Origin of the sequence: Micromonospora sp. NPDC007271 (genome assembly GCF_040634005.1) — a bacterium.
In the GTDB taxonomy this organism is placed as follows: Bacteria; Actinomycetota; Actinomycetes; order Mycobacteriales; family Micromonosporaceae; genus Micromonospora.
On sequence record NZ_JBEYER010000095.1, the window covers coordinates 1 to 14,537 of the forward strand.

Genomic DNA, 14,537 nt, shown 5'->3' on the forward strand with positions numbered 1-14,537 from the left:
CCGTCACCCGCAACCCGACACGCGCCGTGCGATACACAACCCGAACAGCGGCAGGATCCCGACGACGAGGCACGAACCACACCCAACACCACCCGTACGACATTTTCCGCGGCGGCCAACCCGGCGAACGTTAGTGGACACCGCACTAGAGGCCATAGCGCTCTGGGCTCGGCGTCGCCGCCTGGTCGTTGGCGCACAGCGGCCTCAGCCAGGCAATGCCGAGCGGACCCAGCCTCCGTCCGAGGCACGGTCGGCCCGCTGGCCTTCCTTCAGGTCGGCAACGGCCACCACTTCCGGGTGTGTGTTGACGATGTGCCGCAGGTTTGTCACTGCGGTTGTGTCCCCGTCGCCGCTGTCGTCGAGAAATCGCCAGCTACCGTCGTGGCTTCGCATGACAGTGGTGATTTTTGCCTTTCCCTCCACCACCGCTGAAGTAGTGCGCACCGAGACGTACGGCAGGCTGGTTCCAAAGGGCCAGCCTTCGTACGGATCGAACTCAGTCCACACGCCCTGTGGATGCTCCGCCGGGGACATCCACAGCAGCGGTTGCCTGGCCCGGCAACTGGCCTCGGCGTCCTGTTCCCACGGGAACCGGCCCTGCTTGTCCGGCCAAAACACCTGAACGATCGGCAGCGGCGGGGCTTGATAGAAGTCGACGGCGGCGCCGAAGAAGCTGCGATACCAGCGCGGGTGCACCGGACGGATCGCCACGTCGTGGTTGGTGAGCACGTCGGCGCGCCGTTCGTCGGGCTTCGGCACGGCGCCTTGCCGGATTTGCCCGGCTACGACGTTCACGATCGTCATCGCTGTGTTGGTCGGCAACCCGAAGATGCAGACCTCCGGGCTGCGCAGCGTGTGCCACAGCCCGGTCGAATACGCCCAGCCCGGCGTCCGCTCGTCATCGGCCACGCCCGTTACGTTCCACCCATATTGACGGATATTGTCCGCGATGCGGTGATCACGCTGGTCCCATGACGCCTCGTCGGGCGGGCTCTGGCACAACAGGCAATGGCACGGCTGATCATCCACCGGGCGAGGTTACCGCGCCGGGGCACCCGCGCCGCCAGTGGCGGAGTGAACGGACCCATCTGCAGAGGCCGCCGCCGGCACGATGGCCCGCACGGTGCGGATGCCGTTCGTCCTGCCTCCTGTCAGAAGCAGAGGAAGCCCAGGTCGAGGTTGCCGACGGACTACCTGGGCCGGGCCGGGAGTGTGGCCGTCGACGTCGCTTGGGACATGGATGTGAGAAGACGCCCGCGGGCAAAGTCCGGTTGACACAGCTACGACAGCTTCGTGACTTCGACTGCCCGGGCTGGGTAGCCGTCTTGGCCTGGAATCTCATAATGGCAGTGCACTCGCTGCCCGGGGGTGAGACTTCTGTACGCGTTCGGCTTGGCGACAATGTGCTTGTAGTGCACCCAGATGGTCAGGTCGCCGTGATCGGGGACAACGATTCCCCATCCCTCTTCGGTGTTCCAGGTTTTCACCACGCCAGTGTCCTGGAATTCCTGGCTGCTCACGCCATCACGGTATCGGTCCGACGGAGGCCGGGCACGGACATGCCGCAGCCGGCCTCCATCGGTTCAGGACCGTTGGTGGTCGCCCGCCTGTTCACCGCCGCCGGCGTTCCTGGCAGAGTCCTCAGTGTCGTCCCCGGCGACGCCACGGTTACGGTGGCAGGGGCGATCAGGCGAAAGGCGCGAGTGATGGCTGACGGCACAACCGTGGTGGTACGTCGCGCGGGTCAGGTGGCCGAGCTGATGCTCGATCGGCCGGCGGCGCGCAACGCGCTCAACACCGTCATGGCCGAGCAGATCGCATCCGCCTGTGCCGAATTGGCGGAGGACCCCAGCGTCCGAGCCGTCGTGGTGGCTTCCTCGAGCCCGAAGGCGTTCTGTGTCGGCGCGGACCTGAAGGAGCGCAGCGGGTTCGGCGACGCCGACCTCCTGCGGCAACGGCAGGTCTTTCGCGCCGCGTTCGGCGGGGTGCGCGCGCTACCGATGCCGGTCGTGGCCGCCGTGCACGGGTACGCCCTGGGTGGCGGGTTCGAGTTGGCCCTGTCCTGCGACCTGATCGTCGCTGACGAGACAGCCGTTCTCGGCCTGCCCGAGGTACGGGTCGGCCTCGTCCCCGGCGGCGGTGGCACCCAACTCCTCAGTCGCCGGGTCGGCCTGGCCCGCGCGAGCGACCTCATCTTCACCGGTCGCCAGGTACGCATCGACGAGGCCGAACGCCTCGGGCTGGTCGACCGGCGGGTGCCGGCCGGACAGGCCCTGCCCGGCGCACACCAACTGGCCGATGAGATCGCCGCCAACTCGCCGGTCGGAGTGCGCAACGCCAAGCGGGCACTGACCTACGGTGCCGACCTGCCGGTCGCCGCCGGGCTTGAGGTCGAGGACTCGGCGTGGCACGCCACGGCGTTCTCCGGCGACCGTCGGGAGGGCATCGCCGCCTTCGCCGAGAGGCGGGCACCCCGCTGGCCCGGCCACTGATCATCAGGACCGCAGGTCCGCCTGGATCTCCAACTCGATCTGGACCTTCTCGCTGATGGCCATCCCGCCGCCCGGAACGGGCCCGTTGTAGCTGACGCCGAAGTCCGAACGGTTGATCTCCGCCGTGGCGGAGAAGCCGGCTTTCCTGGCGCCCTGGTCGGTGGTCACGAAGGCCGGGACATCGACCGTGAGGGTGACGGGCCTGGTGACACCACGGATCGTCAGGGCACCGTCGAGAAAGAACTCGCCGTCGACCTCACGTACGGCGGTGGAGACGAAGCTCATGACGGGGTGGTTCGCCACGTCGAGGAAGTCCGCCGAGCGCACGTGCTCGTCGCGTGCTTCGTTGCCGGTGTCGATCGAGGCGAGGTCGATCGACGCGCTCACCGACGACAACCTCGGGTCTTCCGCCGTGAGGATCTCTCCGCTGACCTGGGTGAAGCGGCCGCGCACCTTGCTCACCATGAGGTGGCGGACGACGAAGCCGACGTAGGAGTGGGCGGCGTTGATGGACCAGGTGCCGACCGTGTAGCCCGGAATGTTCAACTCGTTGGTTTTCACTTTGCTCCCTGCGGTGCCCCTGGCCGTCCGGCGGGGCCGTCTTCTCGGTGGATCGGGTGGGCGGTCGCTGGTACCGGTCCTATCGAGGCAGCATCGGCCGGTCGGCAAGCTCCGGGTACTCGCGGCGGATCAGGTCCACCTCGTCCATGGCGCACCCGGGGACGGCGATGAGCTCTGAATCACCGCAGACGCGCGGCAGCTCGACCGCAGCCTCCTCGGCGGTCAGCCCCGGCGAGAAGTAGCCCTGGTTCGCGCCGAACACCAACCGGCTGATCCGTCCACCGCCGGCCGAGATGACCTCGCCGGACACCGCGCAGTCGGGGTGTGCCAGAGCGACGACCGCGGCGGCGACCCGCTCCGGTGGCACCATCGGCGTCAGGTGCTGGTATACGTCGCGCGCCATCCGGGAGGCCGCGACGGGCGCGATCGCGTTGACCCGGATGTTGTGCGCCGCCCCCTCGTGGGCAAGGGTTCGGGTGAGCCCGATGACGCCCATCTTCGCCGCCGCGTACACCGACGACCGGCGCTGCCCGAACACGCCCACCGCGGAGGTGGTGGTGATGACGGAGCCCGACCCTTGGGCCACGAACCGCTCCCACGCCGGAGTGATCAGGTGGAACGCACCGATCAGGTGGACGGCGAGCACCGACTCGAGGTCCGCCAGGGACACCTCGGCGAACCACTTGGCGCGCCCGATACCGGCGTTGTGGATCAGGATGTCGATCCGGCCGAACGCCTCGATCGCCGCGTCGATCACGGCGCGCCCGCCGGCCGCGTCGGCGACGCTGTCGGTGTTCGCGATCGCAACGCCGCCGGCCTCGTTGATCTCACCGGCCACCTCCTCGGCGGGTACGGGGGAACGGTCGTTGCCCGAAACGGACGTCCCGTTGTCGTTGACGACGACCCGCGCCCCCCGGCGCGCCAACTCCCGCGCGTAGGTCGCGCCGAGCCCTCGGCCGGCCCCAGTGATGACCGCGACCTGTCCCTCGAACGACAGCATGCTTCCTCCCTCAGTGCCGACCATCGCGGTCAGACGATCGTTCGGCCACCGTCGACGGCGTACACCTGGCCGTTGATGTAGGACGCCTCGTCACTTGCGAGGAACGTGACCATGGCGGCCACGTCGCTGGGCTGACCGAACCGGTTGACGAGCAGCGACGACTCGATGAAGGCCCGGCGCTCCGGGTTGGCCAGCACCGGAACGGTCGCCGGGGTCTCGATCAGCCCTGGGGCGACCGCGTTGGCGCGGATGCCCTTCTTGCCGTAGTCGAACGCGACGGAGCGGGTCAGGCTGACCACGCCGCCCTTCGCCGCGCAGTAGGCGGCGTACTGCGGAGAGCCCATCAGCGCGGCCGACGACGCGGTGTTGACGATCGCCCCGCCGCCGCCCTCGATCATCGCGGGGATGGCGTACCGACAGCCGAGAAAGACTCCCCCGAGGGTGACGTCGACGGTGCGCTGCCAGTCCTCGAAGCTGATGTCGACCACTGGGGTGTTGATCGGCCCCCAGTACGCGTTGTTGTGCAGGACGTCGAGGCGACCGAACGCCGAGACGGCGGCCTGGACCATCGCGGACACGTCGGCGGGCTGTGAGACGTCGACCCGCAGCGCGATCCCGATGCCGCCGCTGGCGTCGATCTCGTGCACGGTCTGCCGCGCGGCGTCGAGGTCGATGTCGGCCACCAGAACCGAGGCGCCCTCGGCCGCGAAGCGTACGGCGGTGGCCCGACCGATACCGGAACCGCTGCCGGTCACGATCACGGACCTCCCCGCGAAACGGCCGCTCATGCCGTCGGCCGGTACGGGTCGAGCGGGCGACTGGCCGCCTTGTCCAGGTATTCGTCGAGCCGGACGATCCGCCCGTTCTCGATGGTCACCACGAAGCACGCGTGCACCTCGATCGGGTCACCGGCCGGGGTGACCGCGCGCAGGGTGTGCTGCTGCACGTACCCCTTCGGCGTGGGCAGGCGGCGGACGTCCTCGTACCGCAGGTCCGTCACGACGCTGTGCAGCCAGGTCAGCACCCGGATGTTGTCGGTCGGGCCGATGCAGACGTTGTCGTTGTTGTGCCAGATGACGGCGTCGGGGGCGTAGATCTCGTCGAGGATCGTGTCGAAGTCGGCCTGCTCGACCGCGGTGATGAACCGGCTGGCGATCCCCTCGGTCACGGGATCCAACTCGGAAACGACGGGCGTTGTCATGCTGGTCTCATCCTTCCTGGGCGTACCTTCCGGGCAGGCCACCTGCGATTCGCCGCTGTGGGCGTGGCCCGCCGACGGCGAGCGCGACGAGTCGGTCCAGACCGCCGGAGGCGAACATGATGGTCACGATGAACAGCCCCGCGTACAGGAACGTGGACAGGGTCCCCGGCCCGAGGATGCTGTCCCCGGTGCCGCTGATCAGGGGGATCGACTGGGCCTGTCGGGCGATCAGCAGCGGTAGGGCGGACACGAAGATGGCGCCGGGGATGGCGCCCCGGATGCTGCCCAGCCCGCCGATGACGACCATGATGAGCAGGTTCACCGACGCGTCGAAGCCGAACGATTCGGGCACCACCCACCCGGTCAGCAGGGCCAGCAGGACTCCCCCGGTCGCCCCGTAGACGGCGGCGATGACGAAGGCCGCGGCCTTGTGACGCCAGACGCTGATGCCCATCGCCGCGGCGGCGATCTCGTTGTCGCGCATCATGTGCAGGGCGAGGCCGCCCCGCCCGGCCGCCATCCGGCGGGCGATGAGGTAGGCGCCGGCCAGCACGGCCAGGCCGAGCATCCACAGCTTCTCGGCCTGCTGGAACGGCACGTTGGCGATCACCCAGGTGGTGTCGTCGGAGAAGTCGAGGGGGCCGAGCCGCAGCGCTGGCACCTCGCGGCCGCCCGGACCGCCGGTCAACGCGCTGAAGCGCTGCATGACGTGATTGGCGATGAACACCAGTCCGAGCGACGCGACGCCGAGGTACAGCCCGCGCAGCCGCGCCGAGATCGGGCTGCACACCGCGCCGAGCAGCGCGGTCAGCAGGATCGCGCCAGGCGCGGCCAGCCAGGTGGGCCAGCCCAGCCCGGTGACCTGCCCGGTGCTGGTCCCGGCGAGGAACGCGTACAGGTAGGCGCCGCTGCCCATGAACACCGCATGGGCCAGGGACAGCTGGCCGGCGATCCCGACCTGGATGGCGAGGCCGATGGCGGCGACCGCGTAGGCCATGGCGGTGAGGCCGACCTGGAGCCAGAACGGCCCGACGTAGAAGGGGGTCGCCACCGCGACGGCCAGCAGCCCGAGGGTGAGGACCTGACCGCGACCGGGCAGACGTCGGCGAGTCGGCTCAGACACGGGACACCACCTTCGTACCGAACAGCCCGTCGGGCCGCAGCAGCAGCACCGCGAAGAGCACCACGTAGGCGACCAGTCCGGAGGCTCCGCTGCCGAAGCCGCCCAGGTGGCCTTCGTAGGTGGCGGTCAGGGACTCGGCGATCCCGATGGCCAGGCCACCGACGAGCGCGCCGGGAATCGAGTCGAGACCACCGAGTACGGCCGCTGGGAAGGCGCGCATGGCGCTGTTGGTCAGCGACGGCTCCACCCCGGGTGCGGGGAAGGCGGCGAGGAACATCCCGGCGAGCGCGGCCATCGCGCCGCCGATCGCCCAACTGGTCCAGGAAACCCGGCCCATCGGTACGCCGACCAGTGCCGCGACCTCCCGATCGGCGGCGCTGACGCGGAGCGCCAGCCCCCACCGGGTGAACCGGAACAGCAGGAGGAATCCGGCCAGCAGGGCAGCCGCCACCGCGAGCGCCGCAACCCGCGAGACCGGTACGGTGATGCCGGCGAACCGCCACACCGAGGCTTGCCACGGATCGTGCAGCGGGAGGGTGTTGTCGCCGATGCGGCGGGTGATCTCGGTGACGGCGAGGATGTTCACGCCGAGGCTCAGCACCGACAGCCCGAGGTGGCTCTTGTCCTTGGAGAACCGCAGGATCACCAGCTGGGTGAAGGCGCCGATCGCCGCGGCGGTCACCACCCCGGCGAGCAACCCGACGAGGAATCCGCTCTTCGCGCTCACCGCCGCGGTGACGTACGCCCCGGCGAGCAGGAAGGAGCTGTGTGCGAAGTTCATCACCCCGGTTGCCCGGAAGATGATGACGAACCCGAGGGCGATGAGCGAGTAGAGCGATCCGAGCGAGACGCCGTTCAGCACGGCTTCCAGGAGTCTAGTCACGAGCTGCTTCTTCCACGTCGTCTCCGAGGTACGCCGCGATCACGGCGGGGTCCGCGCGCACCTCTTCGGGTGCCGCGTCGGCGATCACCTGGCCTGACTGCAGGACGGTGATCCGGTCGGCCAGGGTCATCACGAAGTTCATGTCATGTTCGACCAGCAGCACGGTGAGGCCGGCCTCGTCCCGGGCGCGCCGCACGGCGTGCGCCATCTGTGCGGATTCGGTGTCGTTGATGCCGGCCACCGGTTCGTCGAGCATCAGCACCGACGGCTCGGCGCACAGGGCGCGGGCGAACTCGACGCGCTTGCGGACCCCGTACGGCAGCGGCCCGACCCGTTCGTCGAGGATGTCGGCGACGCCGGCCAACTCGGCGGACCGTTCGATGACGGCCCGGTCGGACCGCTCTTCGCGACGGGCCCGGGGCAGGCCCAGTCCGGTGGCCAGGAAGCCGGCGTGGGTGCGGTGGTGGCGGGCCACCCGCATGCACTCGGCGACCGTCAGGCTCTCCGGCAGCACCAGATTCTGGAAGGTACGCGCGATCCCCCGCCGGGCGATGCGCGCGGCCCGTAGCTGGTCGATGCGCTCGCCCCGGTGTGCGACGCGCCCCTCGGCCAGCCGGTACACGCCGGTGATCGCGTTGAAGCAGCTCGACTTGCCCGCCCCGTTGGGGCCGATCAGCGCGTGGATCGATCCCCGGGTGACCGAGAACGAGACCTGGCTGACGGCGTTGACCCCGCCGAAGCAAACGCTGACGCCGGACAATTCGAGTTCTGGTGGCCCGCCCGCCGCCGGAGTCTGCTGGCGCGGTGCGAGGGGCTGCCGAAGGTCGGTCATGACATCTCCCTGGCTCGGCCGCCGAGGCTCAACTCGGCCAGCACCCGGCTGTCGGCGAAGTCCTCCGGCCGGCCCTGCGCGACCACCCGGCCCCCGCCCAGCACCGTGACCCGGTCCGCGACGCCCAACGCGATCCGGGTGTTCTGTTCGACCAGCAGCACGGCCATGCCCTCGTCGCTGATCCGGCGGATGGTGGCCGCGATCTGACGGGCCACCAACGGCGCCAGGCCCAGCGAGGGCTCGTCGAGCAGCAGCACCGAGGGATGGCTCATCAGCGCCCGGCCGATGGCGAGCATCTGCTGCTCGCCGCCGGAGAGCAGACCGGCTCGGCCGCCGGCGCGGTCCGCCAGGACGGGGAAGAGGTCGTAGACGGTGGCGCGCCGGGCCGCGATCTTCGCCGCACCGCGCACCGCCAGCGCGCCGGCCATCAGGTTGTCCTCGACGCTGAGGCTCGCGATGATCCGGCGCCCCTCGGGGACGTGGGCGAGACCGGAACGCACCACGGCGACGGCGTCGGCGCGCAGCAGGTCACAGCTACCGTTGTGCGCGGTGCCGGTCACCGTCTTCCCGCCGTGCAGGTTCAGCGTGGCCGAGAGAGCGCGCAGCAGCGTGGTCTTGCCCACCCCGTTGTTGCCGAGCAGGGCCACGATCTCGCCCCGCTCGACTCGCAGGCCGACGCCGTTGATGACCTGCGCGGATCCGTATCGGACAGTGAGGTTCTCGACGACTAGCACCATGTCAGGCACGCTCTCTCGGCACCGGGTCGCTCAGGATCCCGGCTGGTACTGCTTGGCGAAGTCGGCGGAGTATCCGGCCTGCACCAGCTTGACTCCGTCGAACGCGTCAGCGTCCGGCTTGAGGATGTTGGTGGACCGTGAGGCGGGCTGCCCCGCCTTGCTGAAGTCCAGGTCGACCTGCAGACCACCGGAGTCGACCGAGGTCAGGCCCCGCAGGGCGCTGATCAGGCCGTCGCGGGTCAGGTCCTTGTTGTCGCACGCCTTCTCGAGGATGGCGTTGAAGACCTGGGCGAAGACGTACCCGGCGCCGGCACTGGCGGTCACCGGCGTGTCCGGGAACTTGGCCTTCCACGCCTCGCCGAAGGCCTTGGCGGCAGGATTGTCCGACGACAGTGGCAGCGTGTTCGAGGTGAGGACGACCTTGTTGAGCAGGGCATCCTTCGCGGGAGTCGCCAGCGCGGCGGCCGAGATCAGGTTGGTCGCGAGGATGGTGGCGTCGTACCCGGTAGCCTGGACGACCGAGGCGGCGGCGACAGTCTGGTTACCGGCGGTGCCCATCACGATGACCTTCGCGCCGGCCGCCCGGGCGGCGTTGACCTGCGCGGTGACGTCGGTGGCCGACGGGGCCACCTCCTGCTCGACGACCTTGACGCCGAAGTGCTTGCCGGCGGCACGAGCACCGCTGAGCACGTTCTGGCCGATGCCGGTCGGATAGTGGATGACCGCGAGGGTGTCTCCGGCGGCCAGCTTCTTCTGTTCGACCAGGTAGCTGATGCCGTTGATGGTTTCGATGTCGTACGGGCTGCCGGGAATCGCGGCGGTGGGGATCGACAGCAGGCTGCTGTCGTAGCTCGACGGCAGCACCACCATCTTGTCCTTCTTGATGGACTGCTGCACGGCGAGGACGTCAGCGGCGCCGGAGAAGTTGGTCAGGCCGATCACCTCGGCGTTCACCGTCGGGAAGAGGCTGACCGAGTTCTGCACGTTGTACTTGTTGTCGTACGCCACCAGGTCGATCTTGCGGCCGCACACGCCGCCCTTGGCGTTCTGCTGCTCGAAGAACAGTTGACTGCCCGCCAGGCCGTTCTTGCCGAGCGGAGCGATCGGGCCGGACAGGTCCGTCAGGACGCCGACCTTGATGGTGTCGGCGGTGACGCCGACGCCGGTCTTGACCGCCCCGGCCGGCGCGCTGCCCGCGTCGGTGCCCGAGGTGGCCTTGCTGGAGCAGCCGGAAGCGGCGGTCGCCACGGCGGCGATCACCACAACAGTCCGCGCTGCGCGAAATCGCAGAGTCATCGTTTCCCGTCCGAGGAGTTTTTGGGCAGGCTCGCGCCTGGTGGGGTGTTTGGTGGCTGCGCCGCTACGAAGGCGGCAGGTGGTGAGGTGGGGCGGGCGAGGCTCAGACCCGCTGCGCCGCCCGATCGGCCATCCAGGTGGCGTAGACCTGCTCGGCGTTCGCCGCGTCCGCGTCGGTGATCGGCTGCGTCTGGCAGGTCACCTCAAGGTGCACACCGTTGGGGTCGAAGCAGTAGATCGAGTACCAGACCCCGTCGTGGTCGACCGGCCCGCGTACGGCCACGCCGTGCTCGGTGAGCTGCTGCTTCATCGCGTGGACGTCGTCCACGCTGTCGACCTGCAGCGCGACGTGCTTGGCCCACCACTCCAGGCCGTCCGGCTTGCGTTCGTACTCGCCAGCGACGTCGAAGAACGCGATCGCTTCGCCGCTGGGCATCGCGTAGAAGACGTGCAGGAACGGGTTCATCTTCTCGCCGTTGGAGGTCTCCCGGGCTTCCTCCCGTACGGCGTGGGAGAACTTCAGCCCGACGGCTCTGGTCCAGAACTCGTGAGTCGCCGGCATGTCGAGGGCCTGGAAGGCGATGTGGTTGGTTCGGGTGGGGGCTGGCATGGGGTGGCCTTTCTGATCGTGCTGGTCGTTACCAGTGGGGGGAATCGAAAGACTCGGGCGGTGAGGAAGGGTTCAGGAAGTCAGCGGCGGACGTACGGCCAGCGCGGCGAACGCCTGGTCGTAGGCACCGCTCGCCGATGGCGCGACGCACGGGTTGACCAGCGAGCCGACGCCGGCGATCTCTGAGCGGACGACATCGCCCGGCCGCAGGAAGAGCTGTGGGGTGCGGAAGAACCCGACGCCGGCGCAGGTGCCGGTGAACACCAGGTCGCCGGGGCGCAGCGCGGTGACGGTGGAGAGGAAGGCCAGCAGCTCGGCGACGTTGTGGACCATGTCGGCCGTGGTCCCCTTTTGCACGACCTCTCCGTTCAGCCAGCAGGTCATGGGGAGAGCGTCGCGGTCGGGCAGCTCGTCGGACGTCACGACCCAGGGCCCGATCGGCGCGAACCCGCGGAAGGACTTGCTCAGGCTCAGCTGCTGGGCCTGCTGGACCCCACGCGCCGACAGGTCCTGCCCCACGGTGACCCCGGCGACGTGGTCCCAGGCGTCCTCGGCGGCGATCCGGTCGGCATGCCGGCCGATGACCAGGACCAGCTCGACCTCATAGTCCACGCTGTCCGTCGGCAGCGTGATCGGGTCGAACGGGCCGGTGATGCTGCTCGGGAACTTGGTGAACGTCATCGGGAGGGGGCGGGTGCCGGCGCGGCCGATCTCCGCGAGGTGGTCGGTGTAGTTGAGCCCTACGCCGAAGACCTGACCGGGCAGCGGCACCGGGGCCTGGAGCCGCGACGCCGCGGTCGGGACGTACCGCAACTCCGGCTCGGTGGCCAGGAAGCGCCGGAAGGCGGCGAAGTCGGCGAAGATCGCGGTGGTGGTGCCGAACGGCTCGCTGAGGTAGGCCACCTGGACCGTCGAAGCCGCGTCGATCCGGTCGTCCGTCGGCTTGACCAGGACGGCCCTGTCATCGACCCTTCCGATGCGCATCTCGCCCTCGCTTCTTTCGTCCGTGGCCGCGAACCCTGTCGATGTCCTGTCCAGTGGCCGACAAGCTGTGGTGTTTCCAGCAGGTGTTACGCATCTAACAACGATTGGCATGCGCGCGCAAGTATTTCTCGGAGCTACTTGCGCGCGCATGTTACTGTGACGCCTCAGGCCGGATCAGACGGCGCGCCGGGTCCGCGAATCCAGCGGCACGCCGAGCCGGAAGATCGGACGTCCCGCCCATCCATACGCCCGCCTGAGGCGGGCAAGGCGTCACATCGAAACCAGAGGTATCCCCCATGCCGCTGCGCGCCCCGCTACTCGACGCCGAAATCGCCTTGCCGCCATGGCGGATCGGCGCGGGACCGCGGCAGCTCACGGCCGCCGATCCGGACGAGGACGCGGTCACCCTGGCCTGGATGGCAGGCCGGACACTGCTGGACCGGCATGCCGACCGGAGCATCGCGGCGCTGCTGTTCGCCAGTACATCGGCGCCCCTGACCGACGGAGCCAACGCGGCGACCCTAGTCTCCGCCCTGCGGCTCGACCCCCGGGCCGTCCTCACGCAGGAGTTCTCCGGCGGAGCCTCCGCCGGCGGCGCGGCCCTGGCCGCGGGCACGGCCCTGGCCTGCACCCGGCCGGGAGCCGTGCTCATCCTCCTGGCCGACAGCCGGGCCTCCGCGGCAGGCGACCCGCTCGGCAGCGGCGCCGCCGCCGTCCTGCTGGACGCCACCGGCGACCTGGCGCTCCAGGTCACCCCGCTGGGCCCCGCACCCTCGCCGGCCGTCGCATACGCCCGTTCCGCCGGCGTGGTCACCGCGAATCCGCCCTTCACCAGGTGGGCCGCCCCGGCCAGCGCCCGGATCGCGGGCCTGGGCGACCTGGGCGCGGCAGGCGCCTGGATCTCGCTGATGACCGGTGGCGGGCAGGCCGACGAGAACGGCCTGACGGTCGACAGCAACCAGAGCTGGCGGCTCACGGTGACCGGGCCCGACCAGGCGCTGGCTACCCTCCGGCGCGACGCCCCGCCGGGCCGGGGAGCACCGCCCCGGCTGTCCGGCCCACCGCCGACCTTCCAGCCGTACTACTCGGCTCCACAACACTGGCGCGACGGCGACGCGGAACTCGCGCTGGTCGGCATGAGGTGCGTCGAGTGCGAGGCGCCGGAGTTTCCCGCGGCGCCGTCCTGCCCCGTGCACGGCCCGGCAGCCGCGCTGGTGCCGGCCCGCCTCGCGCTGTCCGGCACGGTGTTCGCCCGTACCCGCGACCACGTCTTTCCGGTCGGCGGGCCACTGACCATGGCGGTGGTCGAGCTCGCCGACGGCGCCCGGTTCTACGGACAGGTGGTGCCGGGCCGGGACGTGGCGATCGGCGACCCGGTGCGGCTGGTGCTGCGCCGGATGCCGACCGCCGCAGGCGCCGCACCCCGCTACTTCTACAAGATCACCCCAATGGACGGTACCGATGCCGATCAGTAACCAGGTAGCCGTAGTAGGGACCGGCGTCACGCGCTTCGGCGAACTGTACGACCGCTCGTACCTCTCGCTGTTGCACGAGGCCGCCACCGCCGCGACGGATGACGCCGGGGTCGAGGTCGGCGCGCTCGAAGCGGCCTGGCTCGGCACCGCCGAGCCGCAGCTCGGCGCGCTCGTCGGCGACTCAGCCGCAGCCGTCACCGAGGCGCTCGGGTTCGCGCCCCGCCCGGTGACCCGGGTCGCCAACTTCTGTGCCACCGGGATGGAGGCCGTGCGCGCCGCCGCGCTCGCCGTAGCCGCCGGCGAGTACGAGGTGGTGCTCGCCGTCGGCGCCGAGAAGATGCGCGACCTGGCCCCCCGCGAGTCCCTGGTCGCCAAGACCGTCGAGCAGTCGCATCCGGTCATCGCCAAGGGGCGCACTGCCCCCGGACAGTTCGCCCTGGTCGCCAGCCGGTATCTGCACACCTACGGGTACGGCAGAGATGTCCTCGCGGCGGTCGCCGTGAAGAACCACCAGCACGCGACGAACAACCCCAAGGCGCACTACCGCACCCCGCTCACCGTCGAACAGGTGCTGGCGGCGCCGATGGCCGCCGAGCCGCTCGGGCTGCTGGACTGCACGCCGACGACGGACGGCGCGGCGGCGGTCGTGCTCGCCTCCCGACGGTGGGCCGAACGCAACGCCCGCCAATGGGTGCTGATCCAGGGCATCGGCGTCGGCTCCTACGCCGGCTACTACCCCGCGCTCTTCCGCCGCGACAACGACTTCCTCGGCTTCGCCGCCACCCGCGCGGCGGCGGCCAGCGCGTACCGGCAGGCCGGCATCACCGACCCGCGTGCCCAGCTCGACCTCGTGGAGTGCCACGACTGCTTCACCATCACGGAAATCGTCAACACCGAGGATCTGGGCCTGTTCGCGCCGGGCACCGGCGGGGCCGAACTGCTCGCCGGCACCACCAGCCTCGGCGGAGAACTGCCGGTCAACGTTTCCGGTGGGCTGCAGTCCTGCGGGCACCCCGTCGGCGCCACCGGGGTGCGGATGGTCGCCGAGGTGACCGACCAGATCCTGGGCCGCGCCGGCCGCCGGCAGGTCCGCGGCGCCCGACGCGGGCTGGCCCACAACCTCGGCGGCCCCGGTGCCGTCGCCGCGGTCACCGTCCTGGGGGCGGCATGAGCGAGCGTCAGCGAGCGAATCATCAACGCAGTGCAACGGTGCCTCATGCCGGTGCCGAGCGAAGCGAGGTGACGGCATGAGCGAGCGTCAGCGAGCGAATCATCAGTGCAACGGCGTGGTGCCTCATGCCGGTGCCGAGCGAAGCGAGGTGACGGCATGAGCGAGCGTCAGC

16 protein-coding genes are annotated in these 14,537 nt (G+C 70.1%); 3 read left to right on the forward strand and 13 right to left on the reverse strand.

Annotated features, from left to right (window positions below):
- Positions 1–204: 204 nt before the first annotated feature.
- Both ABZ570_RS26990 and ABZ570_RS26995 read right to left on the reverse strand, forming a co-directional pair.
- Positions 205–1,029 (reverse strand): DUF4262 domain-containing protein, encoded by an 825-nt coding sequence (locus ABZ570_RS26990; RefSeq protein ID WP_358069329.1) that lies wholly within the window; start codon positions 1,027–1,029, stop codon positions 205–207.
- 251 nt (positions 1,030–1,280) lie between these two features.
- Entirely contained in the window at positions 1,281–1,520 is a 240-nt protein-coding gene (locus ABZ570_RS26995; protein WP_358069332.1) for a cold shock domain-containing protein, read from the reverse strand.
- Positions 1,521–1,706: 186 nt separating this feature from the next.
- On the opposite strand from ABZ570_RS26995, the gene ABZ570_RS27000 reads away from it, so the two are divergent.
- Positions 1,707–2,492, forward strand: a complete 786-nt coding sequence (locus ABZ570_RS27000) for an enoyl-CoA hydratase-related protein (protein WP_358069335.1) — start codon at positions 1,707–1,709, stop codon at positions 2,490–2,492.
- 3 nt (positions 2,493–2,495) lie between these two features.
- Here the strand turns inward: ABZ570_RS27000 and ABZ570_RS27005 are convergent, their stop codons facing one another.
- The 11 genes from ABZ570_RS27005 to ABZ570_RS27055 form a co-directional block, all read right to left on the reverse strand.
- Positions 2,496–3,053 (reverse strand): YceI family protein, encoded by a 558-nt coding sequence (locus ABZ570_RS27005; protein ID WP_358069338.1) that lies wholly within the window; start codon positions 3,051–3,053, stop codon positions 2,496–2,498.
- 79 nt (positions 3,054–3,132) lie between these two features.
- On the reverse strand, positions 3,133–4,053 hold the full coding sequence (locus ABZ570_RS27010) for an SDR family NAD(P)-dependent oxidoreductase (RefSeq protein WP_358069341.1): 921 nt from the start codon (positions 4,051–4,053) through the stop codon (positions 3,133–3,135).
- A 29-nt stretch (positions 4,054–4,082) separates the two neighbouring features.
- Positions 4,083–4,841, reverse strand: coding sequence for an SDR family NAD(P)-dependent oxidoreductase (locus ABZ570_RS27015; protein ID WP_358069344.1), 759 nt, complete (start codon positions 4,839–4,841; stop codon positions 4,083–4,085).
- Complete coding sequence (locus ABZ570_RS27020) at positions 4,838–5,254, reverse strand: nuclear transport factor 2 family protein (RefSeq protein WP_358069347.1); 417 nt, start codon at positions 5,252–5,254, stop codon at positions 4,838–4,840. Before ABZ570_RS27020 ends, ABZ570_RS27015 begins: the two co-directional genes overlap by 4 nt.
- Positions 5,255–5,261: 7 nt before the next feature.
- A complete protein-coding gene (locus tag ABZ570_RS27025) occupies positions 5,262–6,377 on the reverse strand; it encodes a branched-chain amino acid ABC transporter permease (protein WP_358069350.1) in 1,116 nt (371 codons plus the stop codon).
- Positions 6,370–7,260, reverse strand: a complete 891-nt coding sequence (locus ABZ570_RS27030) for a branched-chain amino acid ABC transporter permease (protein WP_358069353.1) — start codon at positions 7,258–7,260, stop codon at positions 6,370–6,372. The genes ABZ570_RS27025 and ABZ570_RS27030 overlap by 8 nt, the downstream gene beginning before the upstream one ends.
- Complete coding sequence (locus ABZ570_RS27035) at positions 7,253–8,092, reverse strand: ABC transporter ATP-binding protein (RefSeq protein WP_358069356.1); 840 nt, start codon at positions 8,090–8,092, stop codon at positions 7,253–7,255. Before ABZ570_RS27035 ends, ABZ570_RS27030 begins: the two co-directional genes overlap by 8 nt.
- Positions 8,089–8,829, reverse strand: coding sequence for an ABC transporter ATP-binding protein (locus ABZ570_RS27040; protein WP_358069359.1), 741 nt, complete (start codon positions 8,827–8,829; stop codon positions 8,089–8,091). Before ABZ570_RS27040 ends, ABZ570_RS27035 begins: the two co-directional genes overlap by 4 nt.
- 30 nt (positions 8,830–8,859) lie before the next feature.
- Entirely contained in the window at positions 8,860–10,089 is a 1,230-nt protein-coding gene (locus ABZ570_RS27045; RefSeq protein ID WP_358069362.1) for an ABC transporter substrate-binding protein, read from the reverse strand.
- Between the two features lie 139 nt (positions 10,090–10,228).
- A complete protein-coding gene (locus ABZ570_RS27050; protein WP_358069364.1) occupies positions 10,229–10,735 on the reverse strand; it encodes a VOC family protein in 507 nt (168 codons plus the stop codon).
- A gap of 72 nt (positions 10,736–10,807) precedes the next feature.
- Positions 10,808–11,719: a fumarylacetoacetate hydrolase family protein gene (locus ABZ570_RS27055; RefSeq protein ID WP_358069367.1), complete on the reverse strand. Its 912-nt coding sequence runs from the start codon at positions 11,717–11,719 to the stop codon at positions 10,808–10,810.
- Between the two features lie 296 nt (positions 11,720–12,015).
- On the opposite strand from ABZ570_RS27055, the gene ABZ570_RS27060 reads away from it, so the two are divergent.
- Together ABZ570_RS27060 and ABZ570_RS27065 are read left to right on the forward strand one after the other, a co-directional pair.
- Complete coding sequence (locus ABZ570_RS27060) at positions 12,016–13,194, forward strand: hypothetical protein (RefSeq protein WP_358069370.1); 1,179 nt, start codon at positions 12,016–12,018, stop codon at positions 13,192–13,194.
- Positions 13,181–14,365, forward strand: coding sequence for an acetyl-CoA acetyltransferase (locus tag ABZ570_RS27065; protein WP_358069373.1), 1,185 nt, complete (start codon positions 13,181–13,183; stop codon positions 14,363–14,365). Before ABZ570_RS27060 ends, ABZ570_RS27065 begins: the two co-directional genes overlap by 14 nt.
- Positions 14,366–14,537 lie beyond the last annotated feature (172 nt).

Excerpts from the sequence above, each read along its gene's own strand:
- ABZ570_RS27055 (WP_358069367.1), bottom strand. The coding sequence starts at position 11,719 with ATGCGCATCGGAAGGGTCGATGACAGGGCCGTCCTGGTCAAGCCGACG.
- ABZ570_RS27035 (WP_358069356.1), bottom strand. The coding sequence starts at position 8,092 with ATGACCGACCTTCGGCAGCCCCTCGCACCGCGCCAGCAGACTCCGGCG.
- ABZ570_RS27040 (WP_358069359.1), bottom strand. The coding sequence starts at position 8,829 with ATGGTGCTAGTCGTCGAGAACCTCACTGTCCGATACGGATCCGCGCAG.
- ABZ570_RS27060 (WP_358069370.1), top strand. The coding sequence starts at position 12,016 with ATGCCGCTGCGCGCCCCGCTACTCGACGCCGAAATCGCCTTGCCGCCA.
- ABZ570_RS27065 (WP_358069373.1), top strand. The coding sequence starts at position 13,181 with ATGCCGATCAGTAACCAGGTAGCCGTAGTAGGGACCGGCGTCACGCGC.
- ABZ570_RS27015 (WP_358069344.1), bottom strand. The coding sequence starts at position 4,841 with ATGAGCGGCCGTTTCGCGGGGAGGTCCGTGATCGTGACCGGCAGCGGT.
- ABZ570_RS27050 (WP_358069364.1), bottom strand. The coding sequence starts at position 10,735 with ATGCCAGCCCCCACCCGAACCAACCACATCGCCTTCCAGGCCCTCGAC.
- ABZ570_RS27000 (WP_358069335.1), top strand. The coding sequence starts at position 1,707 with ATGGCTGACGGCACAACCGTGGTGGTACGTCGCGCGGGTCAGGTGGCC.
- ABZ570_RS27010 (WP_358069341.1), bottom strand. The coding sequence starts at position 4,053 with ATGCTGTCGTTCGAGGGACAGGTCGCGGTCATCACTGGGGCCGGCCGA.
- ABZ570_RS27020 (WP_358069347.1), bottom strand. The coding sequence starts at position 5,254 with ATGACAACGCCCGTCGTTTCCGAGTTGGATCCCGTGACCGAGGGGATC.